Source organism: Candidatus Pelagibacter communis (genome assembly GCF_001179945.1).
In the GTDB taxonomy this organism is placed as follows: Bacteria; Pseudomonadota; Alphaproteobacteria; order Pelagibacterales; family Pelagibacteraceae; genus Pelagilacustribacter; species Pelagilacustribacter ubique_A.
Genome location: NZ_CVSG01000068.1, coordinates 80,467 through 97,901, shown reverse-complemented (window position 1 = coordinate 97,901; position 17,435 = coordinate 80,467). Strand labels below are relative to the sequence as shown.

General features: G+C 28.8%; 17 protein-coding genes. 2 read left to right on the top strand and 15 right to left on the bottom strand.

All coding sequences use genetic code 11. The features are described from left to right. Position 1 precedes the first annotated feature (1 nt). Together gyrA and ssb are read right to left on the bottom strand one after the other, a co-directional pair. The gene (gene gyrA, locus AMN78_RS02545; protein WP_075534026.1) at positions 2-2,575 is read right to left on the bottom strand and encodes a DNA gyrase subunit A; all 2,574 of its coding nucleotides are present in this window, start codon (positions 2,573-2,575) and stop codon (positions 2-4) included. A 5-nt stretch (positions 2,576-2,580) separates the two neighbouring features. Further along, a complete protein-coding gene (gene ssb / locus AMN78_RS02540) occupies positions 2,581-3,039 on the bottom strand; it encodes a single-stranded DNA-binding protein (RefSeq protein ID WP_075534025.1) in 459 nt (152 codons plus the stop codon). 100 nt (positions 3,040-3,139) lie between these two features. On the opposite strand from ssb, the gene uvrA reads away from it, so the two are divergent. Both uvrA and AMN78_RS02530 read left to right on the top strand, forming a co-directional pair. Further along, positions 3,140-6,019 (top strand): excinuclease ABC subunit UvrA, encoded by a 2,880-nt coding sequence (gene uvrA, locus AMN78_RS02535; RefSeq protein ID WP_075534024.1) that lies wholly within the window; start codon positions 3,140-3,142, stop codon positions 6,017-6,019. Positions 6,020-6,046: 27 nt separating this feature from the next. Further along, on the top strand, positions 6,047-6,649 hold the full coding sequence (locus tag AMN78_RS02530) for a urate hydroxylase PuuD (protein WP_075534023.1): 603 nt from the start codon (positions 6,047-6,049) through the stop codon (positions 6,647-6,649). Here AMN78_RS02530 and secF read toward each other — a convergent pair whose 3' ends face one another. The 13 genes from secF to AMN78_RS02465 are packed head-to-tail and all read right to left on the bottom strand — an operon-like array spanning position 6,650 to position 17,411. Then, positions 6,650-7,555, bottom strand: a complete 906-nt coding sequence (gene secF, locus AMN78_RS02525; protein ID WP_075534022.1) for a protein translocase subunit SecF — start codon at positions 7,553-7,555, stop codon at positions 6,650-6,652. It lies immediately after the preceding gene. Then, entirely contained in the window at positions 7,555-9,099 is a 1,545-nt protein-coding gene (gene secD, locus AMN78_RS02520) for a protein translocase subunit SecD (RefSeq protein ID WP_075534021.1), read from the bottom strand. The genes secF and secD overlap by 1 nt, the downstream gene beginning before the upstream one ends. Positions 9,100-9,109: 10 nt before the next feature. Continuing rightward, complete coding sequence (yajC, locus tag AMN78_RS02515; protein WP_075534020.1) at positions 9,110-9,394, bottom strand: preprotein translocase subunit YajC; 285 nt, start codon at positions 9,392-9,394, stop codon at positions 9,110-9,112. A gap of 47 nt (positions 9,395-9,441) precedes the next feature. Further along, positions 9,442-10,689 (bottom strand): serine--tRNA ligase, encoded by a 1,248-nt coding sequence (gene serS / locus AMN78_RS02510; protein WP_075534019.1) that lies wholly within the window; start codon positions 10,687-10,689, stop codon positions 9,442-9,444. After that, a complete protein-coding gene (gene tatC, locus AMN78_RS02505; protein WP_179850604.1) occupies positions 10,682-11,443 on the bottom strand; it encodes a twin-arginine translocase subunit TatC in 762 nt (253 codons plus the stop codon). The genes serS and tatC overlap by 8 nt, the downstream gene beginning before the upstream one ends. Continuing rightward, positions 11,436-11,672, bottom strand: a complete 237-nt coding sequence (tatB, locus tag AMN78_RS02500; RefSeq protein ID WP_075534017.1) for a Sec-independent protein translocase protein TatB — start codon at positions 11,670-11,672, stop codon at positions 11,436-11,438. Before tatB ends, tatC begins: the two co-directional genes overlap by 8 nt. A gap of 5 nt (positions 11,673-11,677) precedes the next feature. Further along, positions 11,678-11,875, bottom strand: a complete 198-nt coding sequence (locus tag AMN78_RS02495; RefSeq protein WP_075534016.1) for a twin-arginine translocase TatA/TatE family subunit — start codon at positions 11,873-11,875, stop codon at positions 11,678-11,680. A 40-nt stretch (positions 11,876-11,915) separates the two neighbouring features. Continuing rightward, positions 11,916-12,602, bottom strand: a complete 687-nt coding sequence (scpB, locus tag AMN78_RS02490; RefSeq protein ID WP_075534015.1) for an SMC-Scp complex subunit ScpB — start codon at positions 12,600-12,602, stop codon at positions 11,916-11,918. Next, positions 12,595-13,338, bottom strand: a complete 744-nt coding sequence (locus AMN78_RS02485; RefSeq protein ID WP_075534014.1) for a segregation and condensation protein A — start codon at positions 13,336-13,338, stop codon at positions 12,595-12,597. Before AMN78_RS02485 ends, scpB begins: the two co-directional genes overlap by 8 nt. Positions 13,339-13,346: 8 nt before the next feature. Continuing rightward, positions 13,347-14,291: a beta-N-acetylhexosaminidase gene (gene nagZ, locus AMN78_RS02480; protein ID WP_075534013.1), complete on the bottom strand. Its 945-nt coding sequence runs from the start codon at positions 14,289-14,291 to the stop codon at positions 13,347-13,349. Between the two features lie 2 nt (positions 14,292-14,293). After that, positions 14,294-14,551 carry a hypothetical protein gene (locus tag AMN78_RS02475; RefSeq protein WP_075534012.1) on the bottom strand — a complete coding sequence of 86 codons (258 nt, stop codon included), beginning with the start codon at positions 14,549-14,551 and terminating at the stop codon, positions 14,294-14,296. Continuing rightward, positions 14,551-16,275, bottom strand: a complete 1,725-nt coding sequence (argS, locus tag AMN78_RS02470; protein WP_075534011.1) for an arginine--tRNA ligase — start codon at positions 16,273-16,275, stop codon at positions 14,551-14,553. Before argS ends, AMN78_RS02475 begins: the two co-directional genes overlap by 1 nt. Further along, positions 16,272-17,411, bottom strand: coding sequence for a deoxyguanosinetriphosphate triphosphohydrolase (locus AMN78_RS02465; RefSeq protein WP_075534010.1), 1,140 nt, complete (start codon positions 17,409-17,411; stop codon positions 16,272-16,274). Before AMN78_RS02465 ends, argS begins: the two co-directional genes overlap by 4 nt. Between the last annotated feature and the right edge of the window lie 24 nt (positions 17,412-17,435).

Here is a 17,435-nt window from a genome sequence, read left to right as displayed (position 1 = left end):
TTTACTTTATGTTGTCCTCTATTTTTATTACAGATACAACTTTTTCGGTTCCAGATAATTTTTTAATTCTCACACCCTGAGTATTTCTACCAGCTATTCTAATTTCTTTTACAGCACATCTCATTATACTGCCCTTGTCTGTAGATAAGAGTATTTCATCAGTATCATTTACAACAATAGTAGAGGCAATATTTCCGTTTCTAGGAGAATTTATTATTCCTATAATTCCCTTCCCTCCTCTGTTAGTGACTCTATAATCTAAATAGGATGATCTTTTTCCGTAACCATTTTCAGAAACAGACAATATATATCTGTTTACGGCATGTTTAATTTTTTTGTCTTTGTTAATTACTTTATTATCAATTTGAGAATTATCTAATATTGATAAAGATATTACTTTATCCTTATCATTAAGTTTTAAACCTTTTATACCTTTTGAAGAACGACCTTTGAAAAGTCTTAACTTTTTTGATTTAAATCTTATACACTTACCAAACTGAGTGCTTAGCAAAATATCTTGGTCATCATTACATATTTTTACTCCTATAATCTTATCATCCTGATCTAGCTTCATTGCTATTTTGCCACTATTATTAATATTTATGAAATCCTCTAATGTGTTTTTTCTTACATTTCCTTTAGATGTTGCAAATATTACCATTAGTTTTTTCCATTCAGACTCATCCTCAGGCAAAGGCATAATAGAACTAATAGAGTGATGGCTTTTCAAAGGTAAAATATTAAATATTGACTTTCCTTTGGATGACGCAGTCCCCTCAGGAATTTTATGAGCCTTTATTTTATATACTAGACCTTGAGTTGAAAAAAAGAGAACCGGTGTATGTGTATTAGCAGTAAAAATTTGAACAACAAAATCATCCTCTCTTGTTGATATACCAGATTTGCCTTTTCCGCCTCTTTTCTGTGATTTTAAAGAGCTCAATGGTCCTCTTTTGATATACCCTTGATTGGTGATGTTGATCACTACCGACTCTTTTTGAATTGTTTCTTCAATATTGTAATTAAGCACCGCATCAATAATTTTTGTTTTTCTTGGTGAAGCAAATTTATCTTTAATATTTGCCAATTCATCAATTATAAGATTGTAAAGCGCTTTTTTAGAATTAATTATTTTATTAAATTCTATGATTGATTTTGCAAGACTAGATATCTCGGACTCTATTTCATTTATTCCAAATGCAGTAAGTTTTTGTAATCTTAGTTCTAAAATAGCTTCAACTTGATCAACAGATAATTGATAAATTGAAATATTTTTTTTCTTTTCAATTAGTGAAATCATTTTTATACTTTTTTTTATCTTCCATTTTTTAGATAAAAGATTTTTTTTTGCTATATTAGTGTCTTTAGAATTTTTGATAATCTTAATTGTTTCATCAATATTCTCAACAGCGGTGGCTAAACCTATTAATATATGTGCACGAGTTTCTGCTTTTTTTAAATCAAATTTTATTCTTTTAATAACAGTTTCTTCCCTGAATTTAAGAAACTCAGAAATAAATTCTTTTAAATTTAATATCTTCGGTTTGGAGTTTACTATTGCTAACGTGTTAAAACCAAATGAACTTTCTATATTAGTTAATTTAAACAATTGTCTTCTTACAGTTTCAGGTTCTACGCTTTTTCTTAGTTCAATCACCACTCTTATTCCCTCCCTGTTGGATTCGTCTCTTAAATCTCTTATCCCATCAATTTTTTTGTCCCTAACCAATTGGGCTATTTTTTCAATTAATAATGATTTGTTTACTTGATAAGGGATTGATTTAATAACTAGCGTTTCTCTACCTCCTTTTTTTTCCTCTAGCTCTATTTCTCCTCTAATTTTAAATGATCCTCTACCTTTATTATAACCTTGCTTTATTATATCTTTTCCAATTATTATTCCTCCCGTAGGAAAATCAGGTCCTGGTACATGTTTCATTAACTGACTTATTGTTATTTCTTTATTATTTATAAAAGCTATCGTAGCATCAACAATTTCTCCTAAGTTGTGTGGAGGTATACTTGTAGCCATTCCTACAGCTATACCACCTGCCCCATTTACTAAAATATTTGGATATTGTGAAGGTAGCACTTCAGGCTCTTTTTCAGTCTCATCATAATTACTTCGAAAATTAACAGTATTTTTTTCGAGATCTTCAGTCAAGAATTTAGAAATTCTTCCAAGTTTAGTCTCTGTATACCTCATAGCAGCTGGTGGATCTCCATCAATGGATCCAAAGTTTCCTTGTCCAGAGATGAGTGGGACACTCATTGAAAAATCTTGAACTAATCTCACTAATGCATCATAAACTGATTGATCACCATGAGGGTGATACTTACCTATTACATCTCCTACTATTCTTGCTGATTTTCTAAAAGGTTTTGACCAATCATAACCACCTTTGTACATTGCATAAATTATTCTTCTATGAACTGGTTTTAAACCATCTCGAACATCTGGAAGAGCTCTACTAACAATTACACTCATCGCATAAGACAGGTAAGATGAGCTCATTTCATCTTGAACAAATATAGGTTTAAAAGATTTGTTATTTTCTAATGTATTTTTTTCCATGAAAATTAAAAAGGTATCTCATCATCTAAATCAGAATTGTCTTGAGACATATTTTCATTTGGTAAAGAACTTTTATTCTCTGAAACTAAATTTGAGTTATTCGAGCTTGATCTGCTATCAAGCATTGTCAAACTTGAATTATAACCTTGCAATACAATTTCAGTTGAATATTTGTCTTGACCGGTAGTCTCGTCTTTCCATTTTCTCGTACTTAATTGTCCCTCAACGTAAACGTTAGCTCCTTTTTTAACGTATTGTTGAACTACATTGACAAGCCCTTCATTAAAAATTACAACTCTGTGCCATTCAGTCTTTTCTTTTTTCTCTCCACTTGATTTATCTTTCCAAGATTGACTAGTTGCTATGCTTAGTCTAGCCACACTTTTACCATTTACCATTTGTTTTATTTCAGGGTCTGCGCCTAAACGACCTATTAATTGCACTTTATTTAAACTTCCAGCCATAATATTTTGAATAAATTTTGATTTTATTATTATAAATAATCTTTTATTTATATCATATTTGATTACTAATTATAAGGTGATTATTATTTGAGGGAAAAAAATGTTGAAAAAAATCGTTGTAAAAGGGGCTAAAGAACACAACTTAAAAAATGTTTCTCTAGAAATTCCTAAAGAGAAATTAGTTGTTATAACTGGCCTTTCTGGGTCTGGAAAATCGTCATTAGCCTTTGATACAATTTATGCTGAAGGTCAAAGAAGATATGTTGAGAGCTTATCTTCATATGCCAGACAATTCTTAGATAAGATGAAAAAACCTAATGTAGATTTCATTGAAGGTTTAAGTCCAGCAATTTCTATTGAACAAAAGAATACTTCTAAAAATCCGAGGTCAACTGTTGCTACAGTTACTGAAATTTACGACTATATGAGGGTATTGTTTGCTAGAGTAGGAATTCCCTATTCACCGTTCACAGGTAAACCAATTAGATCTCAGCCGATTAGTGAAATGGTAGATAAAATTAAAAAACTTCCGAAGAATAATACTATTTATATTCTTGCTCCAGTAGTTAGAGGTAGAAAAGGAGAGTATAAAAAAGAAATCTTAAACTATAAAAAAAGAGGTTTTTCAAAAATTAAAGTTGACGGTAAATACCTTAATATTGATGAATTTCCAAACCTTAATAAAAAAGTAAAACACGACATATCAATAATCGTTGACAGAATTATACTAAACTCAAATTTAGGTAATAGGCTCGCTGATAGTGTTGAAACTGCAGTGAATCTTTCAGATGGTCTATTAATAGTAGAATATGAAAATGAAACCTTGCCAAAAAAGTTTAGGAAAAGGGAGTCCATAACATTTTCTTCAAAATTTTCTTGTCCTGAGAGCGGTTTTACGATTGAAGAAATCGAACCAAGACTATTTTCATTCAATTCGCCTTATGGGGCATGTGAAGAATGCGAGGGAATAGGACATAATTTAAATGTTGATCCAAACCTTGTAGTTACAGACCCAAAAAAAAGTTTGCAGGACGGTGTTATAGAACCTTGGTCAAAATCAACCTCATTGTATTATGCACAAACATTAGCCTCTGTCGCAAAACATTATAAAATTTCAATGTCAGAGCAATGGAAAAAAATTCCAAAGAAAATTCAAGATGTTATTCTTTATGGGTCTGATGAAGAAGAAATAAGATTTTCTTACGATGATGGCTATGAGTCATACTCTACGAAAAAAACATTTGAAGGTGTTATAAACAATCTTGAGAGAAGATATCTAGAAACTGATAGCGAATGGAAAAGAGAGGAAATATCTCAATACCAAAGTGAGACGGATTGTGAAAAATGTAAAGGAATGAGGTTAAAAGATGAAGCCTTATGTGTAAAAATAAATAATCTTAATATTAGTGAAGTTACTGAAAAATCAATTGATGTAGCACAACAGTGGTTTGAAAATTTAGAAAAGGTTTTAAATGAAAAAGAAAATAAAATTGCTCAACATATTCTTAAAGAAATAAATGAAAGACTAAATTTTTTGTTAAACGTAGGATTAAATTATTTAACTTTGTCAAGAGAATCAGGCACACTATCCGGTGGAGAAGCTCAAAGAATAAGACTAGCATCACAAATAGGATCTGGTCTTACTGGAGTCTTATATGTTTTAGATGAACCTTCTATTGGTTTGCACCAAAGAGATAATAAAAAACTAATTACAGCTTTAAAAAAATTAAGAGATTTAGGCAATACAGTCATTGTAGTTGAACATGATATTGAAACAATGGAAAGTTCAGATCATATAATTGACATTGGACCAGAGGCTGGTCTTAAAGGTGGTCGAATTGTTGCTGAGGGAGAAGTAAAAGAAATTATTAAGAACGATAATAGTATTACCGGGAGTTATTTATCTGGTAAAAAGTATATTCCAATTCCAAAAAAAAGAAGGTCTGCAAAAAATGGAAGGTTTATAGAAATAAGTGGCGCAAGTGGAAATAATTTGAAAAAAGTGAATTTAAAAATACCTGTTGGTACATTCACCTGTGTTACAGGTGTCTCTGGAAGTGGAAAATCAACTTTAATACTACACACTTTGTATAATGCATTTAATTTAATGTTAAATAAAAATAAAAGTCGTAAAGTTCCAAAAGCTTTCACTGGATTTAAAGGTACGGAGTTAATAGATAAGATTATCGATATCGACCAATCGCCGATAGGTAGAACACCAAGGTCAAATCCAGCAACTTATACTGGAGCCTTTGGTCCAATTAGAGAGTGGTTTGCTGGTCTTCCTGAGTCAAAAGCAAGAGGATACAAGGTAGGTAGATATTCTTTTAATGTGAAAGGCGGAAGATGTGAAACTTGCGAAGGTGATGGTGTTTTAACTTATGAAATGCATTTTTTACCCGATGTCTTTATTCCTTGCGATACTTGTAAAGGGGCTAGATATAATAGAGAAACCTTGGAAATAAGGTTTAAAAATAAGAATATTGCTGATGTATTAGATATGACAGTTGACGAAGGTTGTGATTTTTTTGAGAATATTCAAAGTATTAGGTCTAAATTAATTACCTTAAAGCATGTTGGGCTTGGGTATATGAAAATTGGTCAACAAGCAACGACATTGTCTGGTGGAGAGGCACAGAGAATAAAACTAGCAAAAGAATTATCTAAAAGACCTACTGGAAGAACTTTATACATATTAGATGAACCAACTACTGGTTTGCATTCTCATGATATAAAAAAATTACTAGAAATTTTGCAAGCGTTTGCAAATACTGGTAATACCGTTGTAGTTATAGAACACAATTTAGATGTTATAAAAACTGCTGATCATATAATTGATATGGGCCCTGAAGGAGGTATTAATGGGGGGAGAATTATCGCTGAGGGGACGCCAGAAAAAATTTCAACTGTAAAAGAGAGTTTTACTGGTAAATTTATTCGAGAAATAATAGGAAATGCTTCTATGAAAAAGACTGCTTAATGTTCTTATGTATGGTATAAAAGAATCATGACTAGTATTTTACAATCATTATCAAGAACAGTTCATCTATCCTTAGGAATTGCAATTTTATTACTTTTAGGGTTACATTTTTTTGGTGATGGGTTTGCTTTTGATAGATATTTCTTCAGCTGGTTATTTAGATACTTACATGTATTGACAGGAATAATGTGGATAGGATTGTTGTGGTATTTTAATTTTGTGCAAATACCATCTATGCCTAACATTCCGGACGATCAGAAACCAGCAATCGGTAAAGTAATCGCTCCTAAGGCTCTATTCTGGTTTAGATGGGCTGCTTTAGGAACAATAGTTACAGGATTAATAGTTTCATATCTACAAGGATATGTTCATCAAGCCATGGTACTGGGAATAGGTAGTGGAGATCCGAAAACTACGGCAATAGGAATTGGTATGTGGCTTGGAATTATAATGGCATATAATGTTTGGTTTGTAATTTGGCCAAATCAAAAAAAAGCTTTAGGAATTATTGAAAGTTCGCCGGAAGAAAAAGCTAAATCAGCCAAAACTGCCATGTTATTCTCAAGAGCTAATACTTTATTATCATTCCCAATGCTTCTTTCAATGGTAGCAGCACAAAACCTTTACTAATTAAGGTAGAATTTTCTCCTCCTCTTTTTCCAGAGTTTTATAACTAACTTTAAAGAATTTTAAAATTGGTGAAGCTACAAACATAGATGAATAGGTTCCGATAATCACGCCCAGAATCATAGCAAATGAGAAACCCCTTAAAATTTCACCTCCTAATATATAAATTGAAACTAGCGCTAATAATGTAGTAATCGATGTAATAATTGTTCTTGAGAGAGTCTCATTTATTGATAAGTTAGAAACATCGCTTATACTTATTTTTGTATATTTTAATAAATTTTCTCGTATGCGGTCATATATAACTACAGTGTCATTCATCGAGTAACCAACTATTGTTAATACTGCTGCTATTATAGATAAATTGATTTCTAAAGATAAAACAGAAAAAATACCTAAAGTTATAATTACATCATGAAATAATGCTATTATTGAACCAATACTAAACTGCCACTCAAATCTTATCCATATATAAAAAAGCATAGCAGCTAGTGCTAGAGATATTGCAATTATTGATGACTCTAAAAGTTCAGAACTTACCTTTGGCCCTACATTTTCTACCCTTCTGAAATCAACATCAGCGTTTAAATTATCGGCTAAAGTTTTTTTTATCTCAGGTATTAAATTACTATTATTAGTGTTTTTTTGTTCAACTTTGATTAAGTAGTCACCTTCTTTACCAAATTTTTTTACATTTATATCACCTAAATTCATAGACTTAAGAGAGTCTCTTATTGCAGAGGCATTAATTGAAGTATCTGTTCTTAGTTCAATTAATGTTCCCCCTTTAAAATCTATTCCATAATTTAATCCTTTAAAAGAAATAAAAATCAAACTTAAAATAAAAATTATAAGTGAAAAAATATTTGCTTTTTTAAATTTTGAAACGAAGTTTATATTTTTGATCATTATATTTTTAGTGTTGTGTTATTCTTTCTTAAAACTATAATTGACGTTAAGTGTCTTGCCAAAAAGTAAGCTGTAAAAAGTGTAGTTAAAATTCCTATCCCAAGTGTAATTGCAAAACCTTTAACCGGTCCTGAGCCAAATGCAAATAATATTACCGCAGCTATCAAAGTAGTTATATTTGCATCTAGAACTGTTATTTTTGCCTTAGAATATCCAGAGTCAAAAGCATGTATAATTGATTTTTCAGTTTTTAATTCTTCTTTAATTCTTTCAAATATAAGAACGTTTGCATCAACAGCCATTCCAACAGTTAAAATAATTCCTGCAATACCGGGAAGTGTTAATGTTGCTTCTAAAATAGTTAAAACCCCAACTAACATTAATAAATTTGCTATTAGAGCAATATTAGCTACTAAACCAAATAATCTATATTTATAAAGCATAAAGAATATTACTAAAATAAATCCCACAATTAGAGAAGTTATTCCAGATTTTATAGAGTCTTCTCCAAGATCTGGTCCAACAGTTCTTTCTTCAACCACATCGAGAGGAGTTGGTAGGGCTCCTGACCGAAGAAGTAAAGCAAGATCGGTAGCTTCTTGAAAAGAAAAATTTCCCGATATAACTCCTTTTCCAGAGGTGATTGGTTCATTAATATTAGGAGCACTTATTATTTTACCATCGAGTACAATAGCCAATCTTTTTCCAACATTATCTGTGGTTGTTCTACCAAATTTTTGAGAGCCAATTCTATCTAATGTAAAAGATACTGTTGGTTCATTTTGTTGATTTTGTATACTTGGTTGTGCATCAATTAAATTTTCACCACTCATCACAATTCTTTTACTAATTTTCAATGATTCACCAATTTCAGAAATTAATTCGTCAACTCCAAACTCAGAATTTTCACTTACCATTCTAAAATTTAGTTTAGCAGTTTTACCTAAAAGTTTTTTAATTCTTTCAGGATCTTTAAGCCCTGGCAATTCAACTAAAATTCTCTTTTCTCCCCTTTGCAATATTGTTGGTTCTTTCGTGCCTACATCATCTATTCTGCGTCTAACAATTTCAATAGATTGTTTTAAAGCTGAATTATTGATAGTAAGAAGTCCAAACTTTGAAAAAGAGACTTGAACATAATTATCATTTAGTTTTTTATAATCTAATTCAAATGCTCTATAATTATCAATGTATGGATTTATAAGATTTTCTTTCCTTGAAAAAAAAAATAATTCAAATTTTTCAAAATCATTAATCTTAAAGGTCAGATCTTTTTTGTTAATCTTAAAATCTGAATAAATTAAATTATTTTCACGAAAGAGTTTTTTAATTGGAATTACTTTTGACTGTATTTTTTCCTCAACTAGTGAGTCAGAATTTATTTCTAGCAAAAGATATGAACCGCCCTGTAAATCTAAACCTAAATTTACTTTTTTATCTAAAATTAGGTTATCCTTATGCTGAAAATTTAAGACAGAGAAAATCGAAATTAAAAAAAAAATTAAATATATTAAAATGATATTTATTTTAGAAAAATTTAACACAAAAAAAGAATTATTTTTTTACTTCTTCTTTTTTAAGCAAGCTTGTAATCGTAGATCTTATAATTTGTACTTTAGTGCCCTCTCCAATTACAACTTCAATTCTGTCATCCTCCATCACTCGATCTACAACACCTATGATTCCTCCAGAAGTAATAACCTCATCGCCTCTTTTTAAAGATTCCACCATAGCTTTGTGGTCTTTTACACGTTTTTGCTGTGGTCTAATTAAAAAGAAATAAAAAATTACAAAAATTAGTATTAAGGGTATAAATTGTGCTATTCCTTGTCCGCTCATGAAAAGACAATTATAATAAATGGGTTAGATTAACAAGTTAAATTTCATCAAATTTTATCTAAATTATTCATATATTTTTTTAATACATTTGGAATTGTAATCGATCCATCTTTATTTTGATTGTTTTCTAATATGGCAATCATGAGTCTCCCAACTGCTAAACCCGACCCATTAAGAGTACCTACAAATTCGTTTCCATTTTGTGATTTATATTTAGCCCCCATTCTTCTAGCTTGGAAAGTTCCACATGATGAGCAACTTGATATTTCTCTATACTTACTTTCAGAAGGTATCCATACTTCAATATCGTAAGTTTTTTCGGCGCTAAATCCCATATCACCAGTAGATAACAATACGACTTGATAAGGTATTTCTAATTTATCTAGAATTGTTTTTGCACAATTTAACATTCTATCTAGTTCAATAATACAATTTTTTGGCTCTACAATGCTTACTAATTCGACTTTATAAAATTGATGTTGTCTTATCATGCCTTTAGTATCTTTCCCGTAACTGCCGGCTTCTTTGCGGAAACATGGTGTTGAGGCTACATATCTTTGAGGTAATAAATCTTTATTTATTAAAGATTTTCTTACTAAATTAGTTAAAACTACTTCTGCTGTTGGGATCAAATATTTTCTTTGACCAGAGTTTTCAAATTTTATCTCAAATTGATCCTCTTCAAATTTAGGAAGCTGTCCAGTACCAAACATGACATCTTCATTTACAATTAATGGTGGTGAAATCTCTGTATAATTAAATTCATTTGTATGAATATCAAGCATAAAGTTTATAAGTGCTCTCTCTAATTTAGCTATATTATTTTTTAAAATAACAAACCTCGATCCAGATAATTTAGTTGCAGTTTCAAAATCTATATCATTAGATTTTGAACCAATCTCAACGTGTGATCTAGGATTAAAGCCAAATTTTTTAATTTTTCCAAATTTGTTTATAATTTTATTTGACTTTTCATCCTTACCTATTGGAACATCGGGTTGAGCAATATTTGGTAAAACATGTATCAATTCGTTGAGTTTGTTCTGAGCAATTAGCTGATCCTTGGATAATTTTAATATTTCTTCAGAAATTTTTTTTGATTTTTCGAAATTTGATTTGTCTTTTGATTTTGATAAGGTACCTTTTACTTGCTCTAATTTTTCCTTTTCACTAATTAATTTTCTATTTTTGCTATCGAGATTTTCAAATAGATCAGTGTTTAAATTAAAATTTCTATCGAGCAATTTTTTTTTAAAGGTACTTAAGTTTTTCCTCAATTCTTTGATATTATGCATCTTTTATTTCGTTTTCTTTTTTCTCTGTGAATCTCACAGTAAATATGGATAGTTCATAAAGTATTAACAAAGGTATTGCTAGCCCTACCTGAGTAATAGGATCAGGAGGAGTTAAAATTGCCGCTAAAGCAAATATTATTACAATTACATATCTTCTTCTTGCTCTCAAATATTCAGAATTTACAACTCCAATTCTTGCTAATAAATTTAATAATATCGGTAATTGAAAACTGATTCCAAAAGCAAAAATTAACCTCATTACTAATGATAGATATTCATTTACTTTTGCCTCAAGTTGAATCGGTAGATTTGAATTATTACCAATCGTCTCAAATGATAAAAAAAATTTTATTGCTAAAGGCATAACTAAATAATAAACTAAAAATCCTCCTAACAAAAAAAGTATTGGTGTGGATACTAAATAAGGCAATATCGCTTTCTTTTCATTTTTATAAAGTCCAGGTGCAATAAATTTATATATTTGGATTAATAAAACCGGGCTACCTAAAAAAATTGCCGTAAAAAATGCAACTTTTATATAAGTTATAAATGTTTCATGAAGCGCTGTAAAAATTAAACGTCTTGAAACTTTATCGTCTTTAACGGCTTCAGCATAAGGTGATACTAAAAAATTATAGATATGCTCTGCAAAAATATATGCGATAATAAATGATACAAAAATAAAAATTAAAGAATTTAAAAGTCTTGAACGCAACTCAATAAAATGACTCGTAAATGAATTGCTATCAGCCATTATTGTTATTATCTTTTTTTATTTTGTCATTTTTAGTGACAAATTCTTCCTCTAAATCTACTTCTTTAGTTACCGAAGACACCTCTTTTTGAAAGTTGCTAATAGTATTTTTAAATTTTCCTATATATGTGCCAATTTTTTTTAAAGCTATTGGAAATTCTTTAGGACCCAAAACCAAAATTGCAATAATTACTACCGATAAAATCTCTAACCAACCAATTTGAGGCATTTCTATTATTTATTTTCAGAGTCAGAATTATCTGACTTAGTGTTGTCATCTTGGTTGGTTGTAGATGTATCATCAGACATTCCTTTTTTGAAACTTTTAATGCCTTTTGCCACATCACCCATTAAACTAGATATTTTACCTCGTCCAAAAAGCAGGACAACAAGAACAACTACAATTGCTATTTGCCAGAAACTAATCCCCATACCTCAATTATATACAATAAAAAGGCTTAAATAAATATGTTTATTTTTCTTCTTCAGGTGTTTTTTTAATTGCCTCGTCAATATCTTCGTAAATATTCTGCTTTTCAGATATAGACTGTTCTTTATAGAATTTTCCAGTTCCAAAAATAGATTTGTCTATGGATGATGTATCAATAAGTCCTGCTGAACCCAGTTCATCAATCGTTGGCAAATCTGATAACTTTTGGATGTTAAAGTGATTTAAAAAATTTTCTGTAGTAGCATACTGTATTGGTTTCCCAGGAACATCCTTACGACCAGCAGGCCTAACCCAATCAAGTTCGAGTAAAATTTCTAAAGTATTAGAAGCAAATGAAACACCTCTAATTTCCTCAATCTCAGATCTGGTTACAGGTTGGTGGTAAACAATAATTGCTAAAGTTTCAATCGTAGCTTTTGATAATTTTTTTTGTGTAGATTTTTGTAATGCCATTAATTTTGATAAATCTTCAGCTGTTCTAAATGACCACTTATTTTTAATACATACTAAATTTATTCCCCTTTTTTTATAAATTTCCTTAAGGTTTTCTAGTATTTTTTTTAAGTCAACTGATGTTTGTATTCTTTTCTCAATAGTTTCAATATCCAAAGGTTCTGATGCTGCAAATAAAATGGCTTCAACCTGTCTTTCAATTTTAGTTGGTGCTGAAGGAAAGTCTATTATGTTATTTTTTTTTTTATTATTCATTTTGTGTTTTTTTTATCATAAGTTTATCAAATATTTTTTTTTGAGAAATTGAAAGCAGACCCTCTTTTGTTAACTCTAAACTTGCAGCAAATATACCAGCTATACCTGTTCTTTTCATTTTATTTTCTGAATAAAATTTTGGAATTAATTCAATAAGATTTTTCCAATCTTTAATTCCATTAAGATTATTTTTTAAATGCTTGATACCTTCCTCAGTAGTAAAAACTGGTAATTTTGGAATACTTATGTTTAGAAAGGTTTTTTGCATTTGTATGTTAGAATAAGTTTTTAACAATTCATAAAGGGAAACATCATAAACAGGTGTATTAATAGATCTAATACCACCTTTCATTCCTCTAGAAAAAATATGAACTCCTAATCTTTTTTTTTGGAGCATTTGATCTGATAAAATTCTAATTAGCTCTAATTTCTTTAATTGTAATTTTAATTTCTCAGCAACTTCAAGAGCTTTAAATTCGTCCTCGTCATCCTCGGGTAGTAAAAGTTTTGATTTTAAATATGCCAACCAAGTAGCCATTAGCAAATATTCTGATGCAGCTTCAAGGTTTAAATCTTCATGCTTTTTTATAAATTCTAAAAATTGATCTGCTAATAATGTAATAGAAATTTCCGCTAAATTAACTTTTTGTGATTTTGCTAAATCGAGTAAAAGTTCTAATGGCCCAGAATAATTTGGAATATTAATAGATATCTGAGTCAAGTTATTTGATTCCATTATTAATTTTACATTAAAAATTTATAAAATTCTGAAGTTTTTTTTGAGGTAAATTTATCAATATACGGTAGAGATTTAATCAATTTGAAGTTGTCATTTGTTTTTCCTGCACAATATAAAACTAAATTACAACCAGCCTCTATTGATTTAGTTGCATTTGTAATTAAGTCATATTTCAAAGCATTCATAGAAATATCATCTGAAATTAGTATCCCTTTAAAACCTATTTTTTTTCTTATAATTTCTTTGATAATCTTTTTTGAATGTGTTGCTGCATTCCTATTATCAAGTTTTGTATAAAGAATATGCGCGGTCATAGCTAATTTTGCATTTGATAATTTAAAAGGGTAAAAATCTATTTTGTTAAGCTTTTTTAAATGTAATTTTACTTTAGGTAATTTTTTATGACTATCCACTGTAGCGGCTCCATGTCCTGGTATGTGTTTAATAATACCAGCTATTTTTTTTTTGTGCAGATACTTTAAGGTTAATTTTCCCAATTGCTGTACTATTTTTCTATCATTTGAAAAACTTCTATTTCCAATTACTTTATTGGTATTCTTTCTTATTACATCAAGTACAGGTATAGTATTAATATTTATACCTAGCTCATTTAGAATTTGACATAATGAGAAAATATATTCTTGATAAATTTTAGAGCAAAAATCTCTATTTTTTTTAAATAAATTTCCAAAAAAACTTGCAGATATATTGTGATTTATAATATTTCTCAATCTAGAGACTTTTACTCCTTCTTCGTCAATTATTATCGGAAATTTCGTGTCATTAGTTAAATATCTTATATTCTTGGTTAAGTTCTTAATTTGTTTTTTTGATTTTAAATTTCGCTTAAAAAGAATAACTCCCCAAGGTTTTTCTTTTGACAGTAGAATTTTTTCCATTTTTGATAATTTGGTTCCATTTAGACTAACAATTAATGCTTTCTTTTTCATTGTTACTTTAGCAAATCCCAGAAGTTTCTTTTCTTATTCTCTTCAGTGTCATTTCTTAAAGAGTTATTAAATTCTATTACATTGTTAGTGTCGTTTTTTAATAATGGAAGATCAATAATTTTTTCTTTTAAAATCTGATCAATATTTTCACGATTATAATTTTTAGCATTAACATTTTTATTAGAGGAATAATAATTATAGGTACTAAGTATAAAAATAATAGCTAATAAAAGCATAACAATATTAAATACTTTAATCATCACATTTTTTCTGGAAGTGAAACTCCTAAAATATTCATTCCATTTCTAATAACTATTGCAATCAAATAAAGAAAGATAAAAGATTCAAATCTTTTCAAAACACCTTTTTCAATGAACTTAAATTTGCTATCTTCATTTCCCTTACTCCAGTAAGAATGAAATAATGTAGAAAGCTCGTATAGATAAAAAGGAATTTTATGTGGTTCAAGTTTATTGGCTGCAGACTCAATTATTTTTGGCCATTCAAATATTTTTCTATAAATTTTTTCTTCGTACTTATTAAAATTAAAAGATTTAGTATCAACATATATTTCATCATTTAAATCCTTCTGAAGTGTTCTAGCAATTGAATTAATTCTAGCGTAGGCGTACTGAACATAATAAACTGGATTATCTTTTGTTTTTTCTTTTACTTTTTCAAAGTCAAAATCAAGCTCCATATCATTGCTCCTGTTTAACATCATAAATCTTATAGCGTCTTTATTAACCTCATTTAATAAGTCTTGAGCAGAAATAAAATCACCAGCTCTTTTAGACATTTTGAAAGGCTTTCCATTTTTGTAAAGTTTTACTAATTGACAAACTTTACAATTTAGTTTTACCTTTTCGTTTGATAAAGCAGAAACTGCAGCTGTAATCCTTTTTATATAACCTGTATGATCCGCACCAAGAATATTAATTAAATTATCATATTTTCTATTTATCTTATCTGAATGATATGCAACATCATTAGCAAAGTAAGTCCATGATCCATCATTTTTTTGTAATGCTCTATCCATGTCATCGCCAAATTTTGATGATTTAAAAATTAATCTTTTAACCTTTTTCCAGTTTTTGGGCTCCTCGCCCTTTGGTGGATCGAGATAGCCTTCTTCTACAAATTTTTTATCTTGTAGTTTTTCCACTGCTTTTTTTACTAAATTTTGGTTAACCAAATCTGTTTCGGAAAAAAAACTATCATGTTTTATACCAAGTTTTTGTAAATCATTTTTAATAAGGTTCATTGACTCCTTTAGAGAGAGTTTTTTAAGCTCTTCAAAACAATTTTCAAATATCTCGAGATTTAAGTTCTTATTTTTTGAAATTATATTTTTAGCTATTTCCCTGATATAATCTCCCGGATACAAATGTTCTTTAATAATAAATTTTTCCTTAAATTTAATTTCCCTGATTCTTAAGTAAATAGACTCAACAAAATTTTTGATTTGGTTTCCATAATCATTGATGTAATATTCTTTCACAACTTTATTTCCATTAAATAAGAGTAAATTAGATATAACATCTCCAAAGATAGCTCCCCTACAATGTCCAACATGCATTGGGCCTGTTGGGTTAGCTGAAACAAACTCTACATTATATGACTCATTGGTTTGTTTTGATCCAAAGATTTCTTTATTTTTAATTATATTATTTATATTTACAGCAATCCCTTTTTTGGAAAGTTTAATATTAAGGAAACCTGGTCCAGCAACATCAATTTTTTCAAAATGGTTAATTTTATCTAAAAGAAGATTTTTAATCTCTAATGCTAATTTATTAGGTGCAATTTTATTTGCTTTTGCTAAAACTAAACAAACATTAGTTGATAAATCATAATTAAAATGTTCAGGTGGAATTTCCAGAATTATATCATGTAAATTGTCGATATTTTCTAAATTTAAAAAATCTTTACTTTCTAAAATTATTTTATTTATTTGTGTTAAATAATTTTCAAATATATTCATTTAATTTTATTGTAAAGATTTATTGCATATCTATCAGTCATACCAGCAATAAAATCACAAATTGATCTTGCGATATTCGATTTATCATACTTACTAACATTTATATAACTTTTAGGATTTCTTTTTATTGATAAGAATAATTTCTTAACAATTTTTTTTCCTGTATCTGTATTGAATCGCACTTTCTTATGGTAATACATTTTTCTTCTTAAAAAAATTTTAATTTTTTTATCAAATTTGCTCATTCTTTTTGAAAAGGTCACAAGTGGATATTTAGATTTTAAAACATCGCTTATATTATTAATCTTATTTTTTTTAATATTTGTTTGAGTAGTTTGTATTAAATCTTTAACCATTTCATTGATTATTTCTCTTACTATTTGCCTAATAACTAAATCCATTGAATTTTTTTTTAATTTTTTCTTATGTTTTAAAACAATTTTATTTAAAACTGGAATTTTTTCTAGATCTCTAAGATTAAATAGATTAGCTTTTAATCCATCCTCTATATCATGACTATTATATGCTACATCATCTGATATTGAAGCGATCTGTGCTTCAAGTGATGGACTTAAAGAAAATTTAATTTTATTTTTGAAATATGAAAGTCCTAAAATTTTTTTTAATTTACTTAAATTTTTAATTGGTCCATTATGTTTAATTAGTCCGTCTAATGTCTCCAAAGTTAAATTTAAACCTTTAAATTGATAATACCTATTTTCTAAAAATAGGATTATTCTTAAAGTTTGAATGTTATGATCAAACCCTCCAAATTTCCTCATACAATGATTAAGTGCATCCTCACCTGCATGCCCAAATGGAGTGTGTCCTAAATCATGAGCTAAACTGAGTGTTTCACATAAATCTTCATTTAAATTAAAAAATTTAGACAAAGTTCTAGCTATTTGAGCTACTTCTAAAGAGTGAGTGATTCTTGTTCTAAAATGATCTCCCGAGGTATTAACAAAAACTTGTGTTTTATGTTTAAGTCTTCTGAAAGCAGTAGAATGTATTATTCTATCTCTATCCCTTTGAAAATCTGATCTTAATGGAGTTTTTGTTTCTTTAAAAAACCTACCCTTTGACTTTAATGGTACAGCTAATTTAGATAAAGTTTGGATTGAATTTTTTTGCATGCTTACTATATAGATTATATACTA

Bases quoted from the DNA above. Each gene is read 5' to 3' on its own strand.
- gyrA (WP_075534026.1), bottom strand. From the start codon at position 2,575: ATGGAAAAAAATACATTAGAAAATAACAAATCTTTTAAACCTATATTT.
- ssb (WP_075534025.1), bottom strand. From the start codon at position 3,039: ATGGCTGGAAGTTTAAATAAAGTGCAATTAATAGGTCGTTTAGGCGCA.
- uvrA (WP_075534024.1), top strand. From the start codon at position 3,140: ATGTTGAAAAAAATCGTTGTAAAAGGGGCTAAAGAACACAACTTAAAA.
- AMN78_RS02530 (WP_075534023.1), top strand. From the start codon at position 6,047: ATGACTAGTATTTTACAATCATTATCAAGAACAGTTCATCTATCCTTA.
- secF (WP_075534022.1), bottom strand. From the start codon at position 7,555: ATGATCAAAAATATAAACTTCGTTTCAAAATTTAAAAAAGCAAATATT.
- yajC (WP_075534020.1), bottom strand. From the start codon at position 9,394: ATGAGCGGACAAGGAATAGCACAATTTATACCCTTAATACTAATTTTT.
- serS (WP_075534019.1), bottom strand. From the start codon at position 10,689: ATGCATAATATCAAAGAATTGAGGAAAAACTTAAGTACCTTTAAAAAA.
- tatC (WP_179850604.1), bottom strand. From the start codon at position 11,443: ATGGCTGATAGCAATTCATTTACGAGTCATTTTATTGAGTTGCGTTCA.
- tatB (WP_075534017.1), bottom strand. From the start codon at position 11,672: ATGCCTCAAATTGGTTGGTTAGAGATTTTATCGGTAGTAATTATTGCA.
- AMN78_RS02495 (WP_075534016.1), bottom strand. From the start codon at position 11,875: ATGGGGATTAGTTTCTGGCAAATAGCAATTGTAGTTGTTCTTGTTGTC.
- scpB (WP_075534015.1), bottom strand. From the start codon at position 12,602: ATGAATAATAAAAAAAAAAATAACATAATAGACTTTCCTTCAGCACCA.
- AMN78_RS02485 (WP_075534014.1), bottom strand. From the start codon at position 13,338: ATGGAATCAAATAACTTGACTCAGATATCTATTAATATTCCAAATTAT.
- nagZ (WP_075534013.1), bottom strand. From the start codon at position 14,291: ATGAAAAAGAAAGCATTAATTGTTAGTCTAAATGGAACCAAATTATCA.
- AMN78_RS02475 (WP_075534012.1), bottom strand. From the start codon at position 14,551: ATGATTAAAGTATTTAATATTGTTATGCTTTTATTAGCTATTATTTTT.
- argS (WP_075534011.1), bottom strand. From the start codon at position 16,275: ATGAATATATTTGAAAATTATTTAACACAAATAAATAAAATAATTTTA.
- AMN78_RS02465 (WP_075534010.1), bottom strand. From the start codon at position 17,411: ATGCAAAAAAATTCAATCCAAACTTTATCTAAATTAGCTGTACCATTA.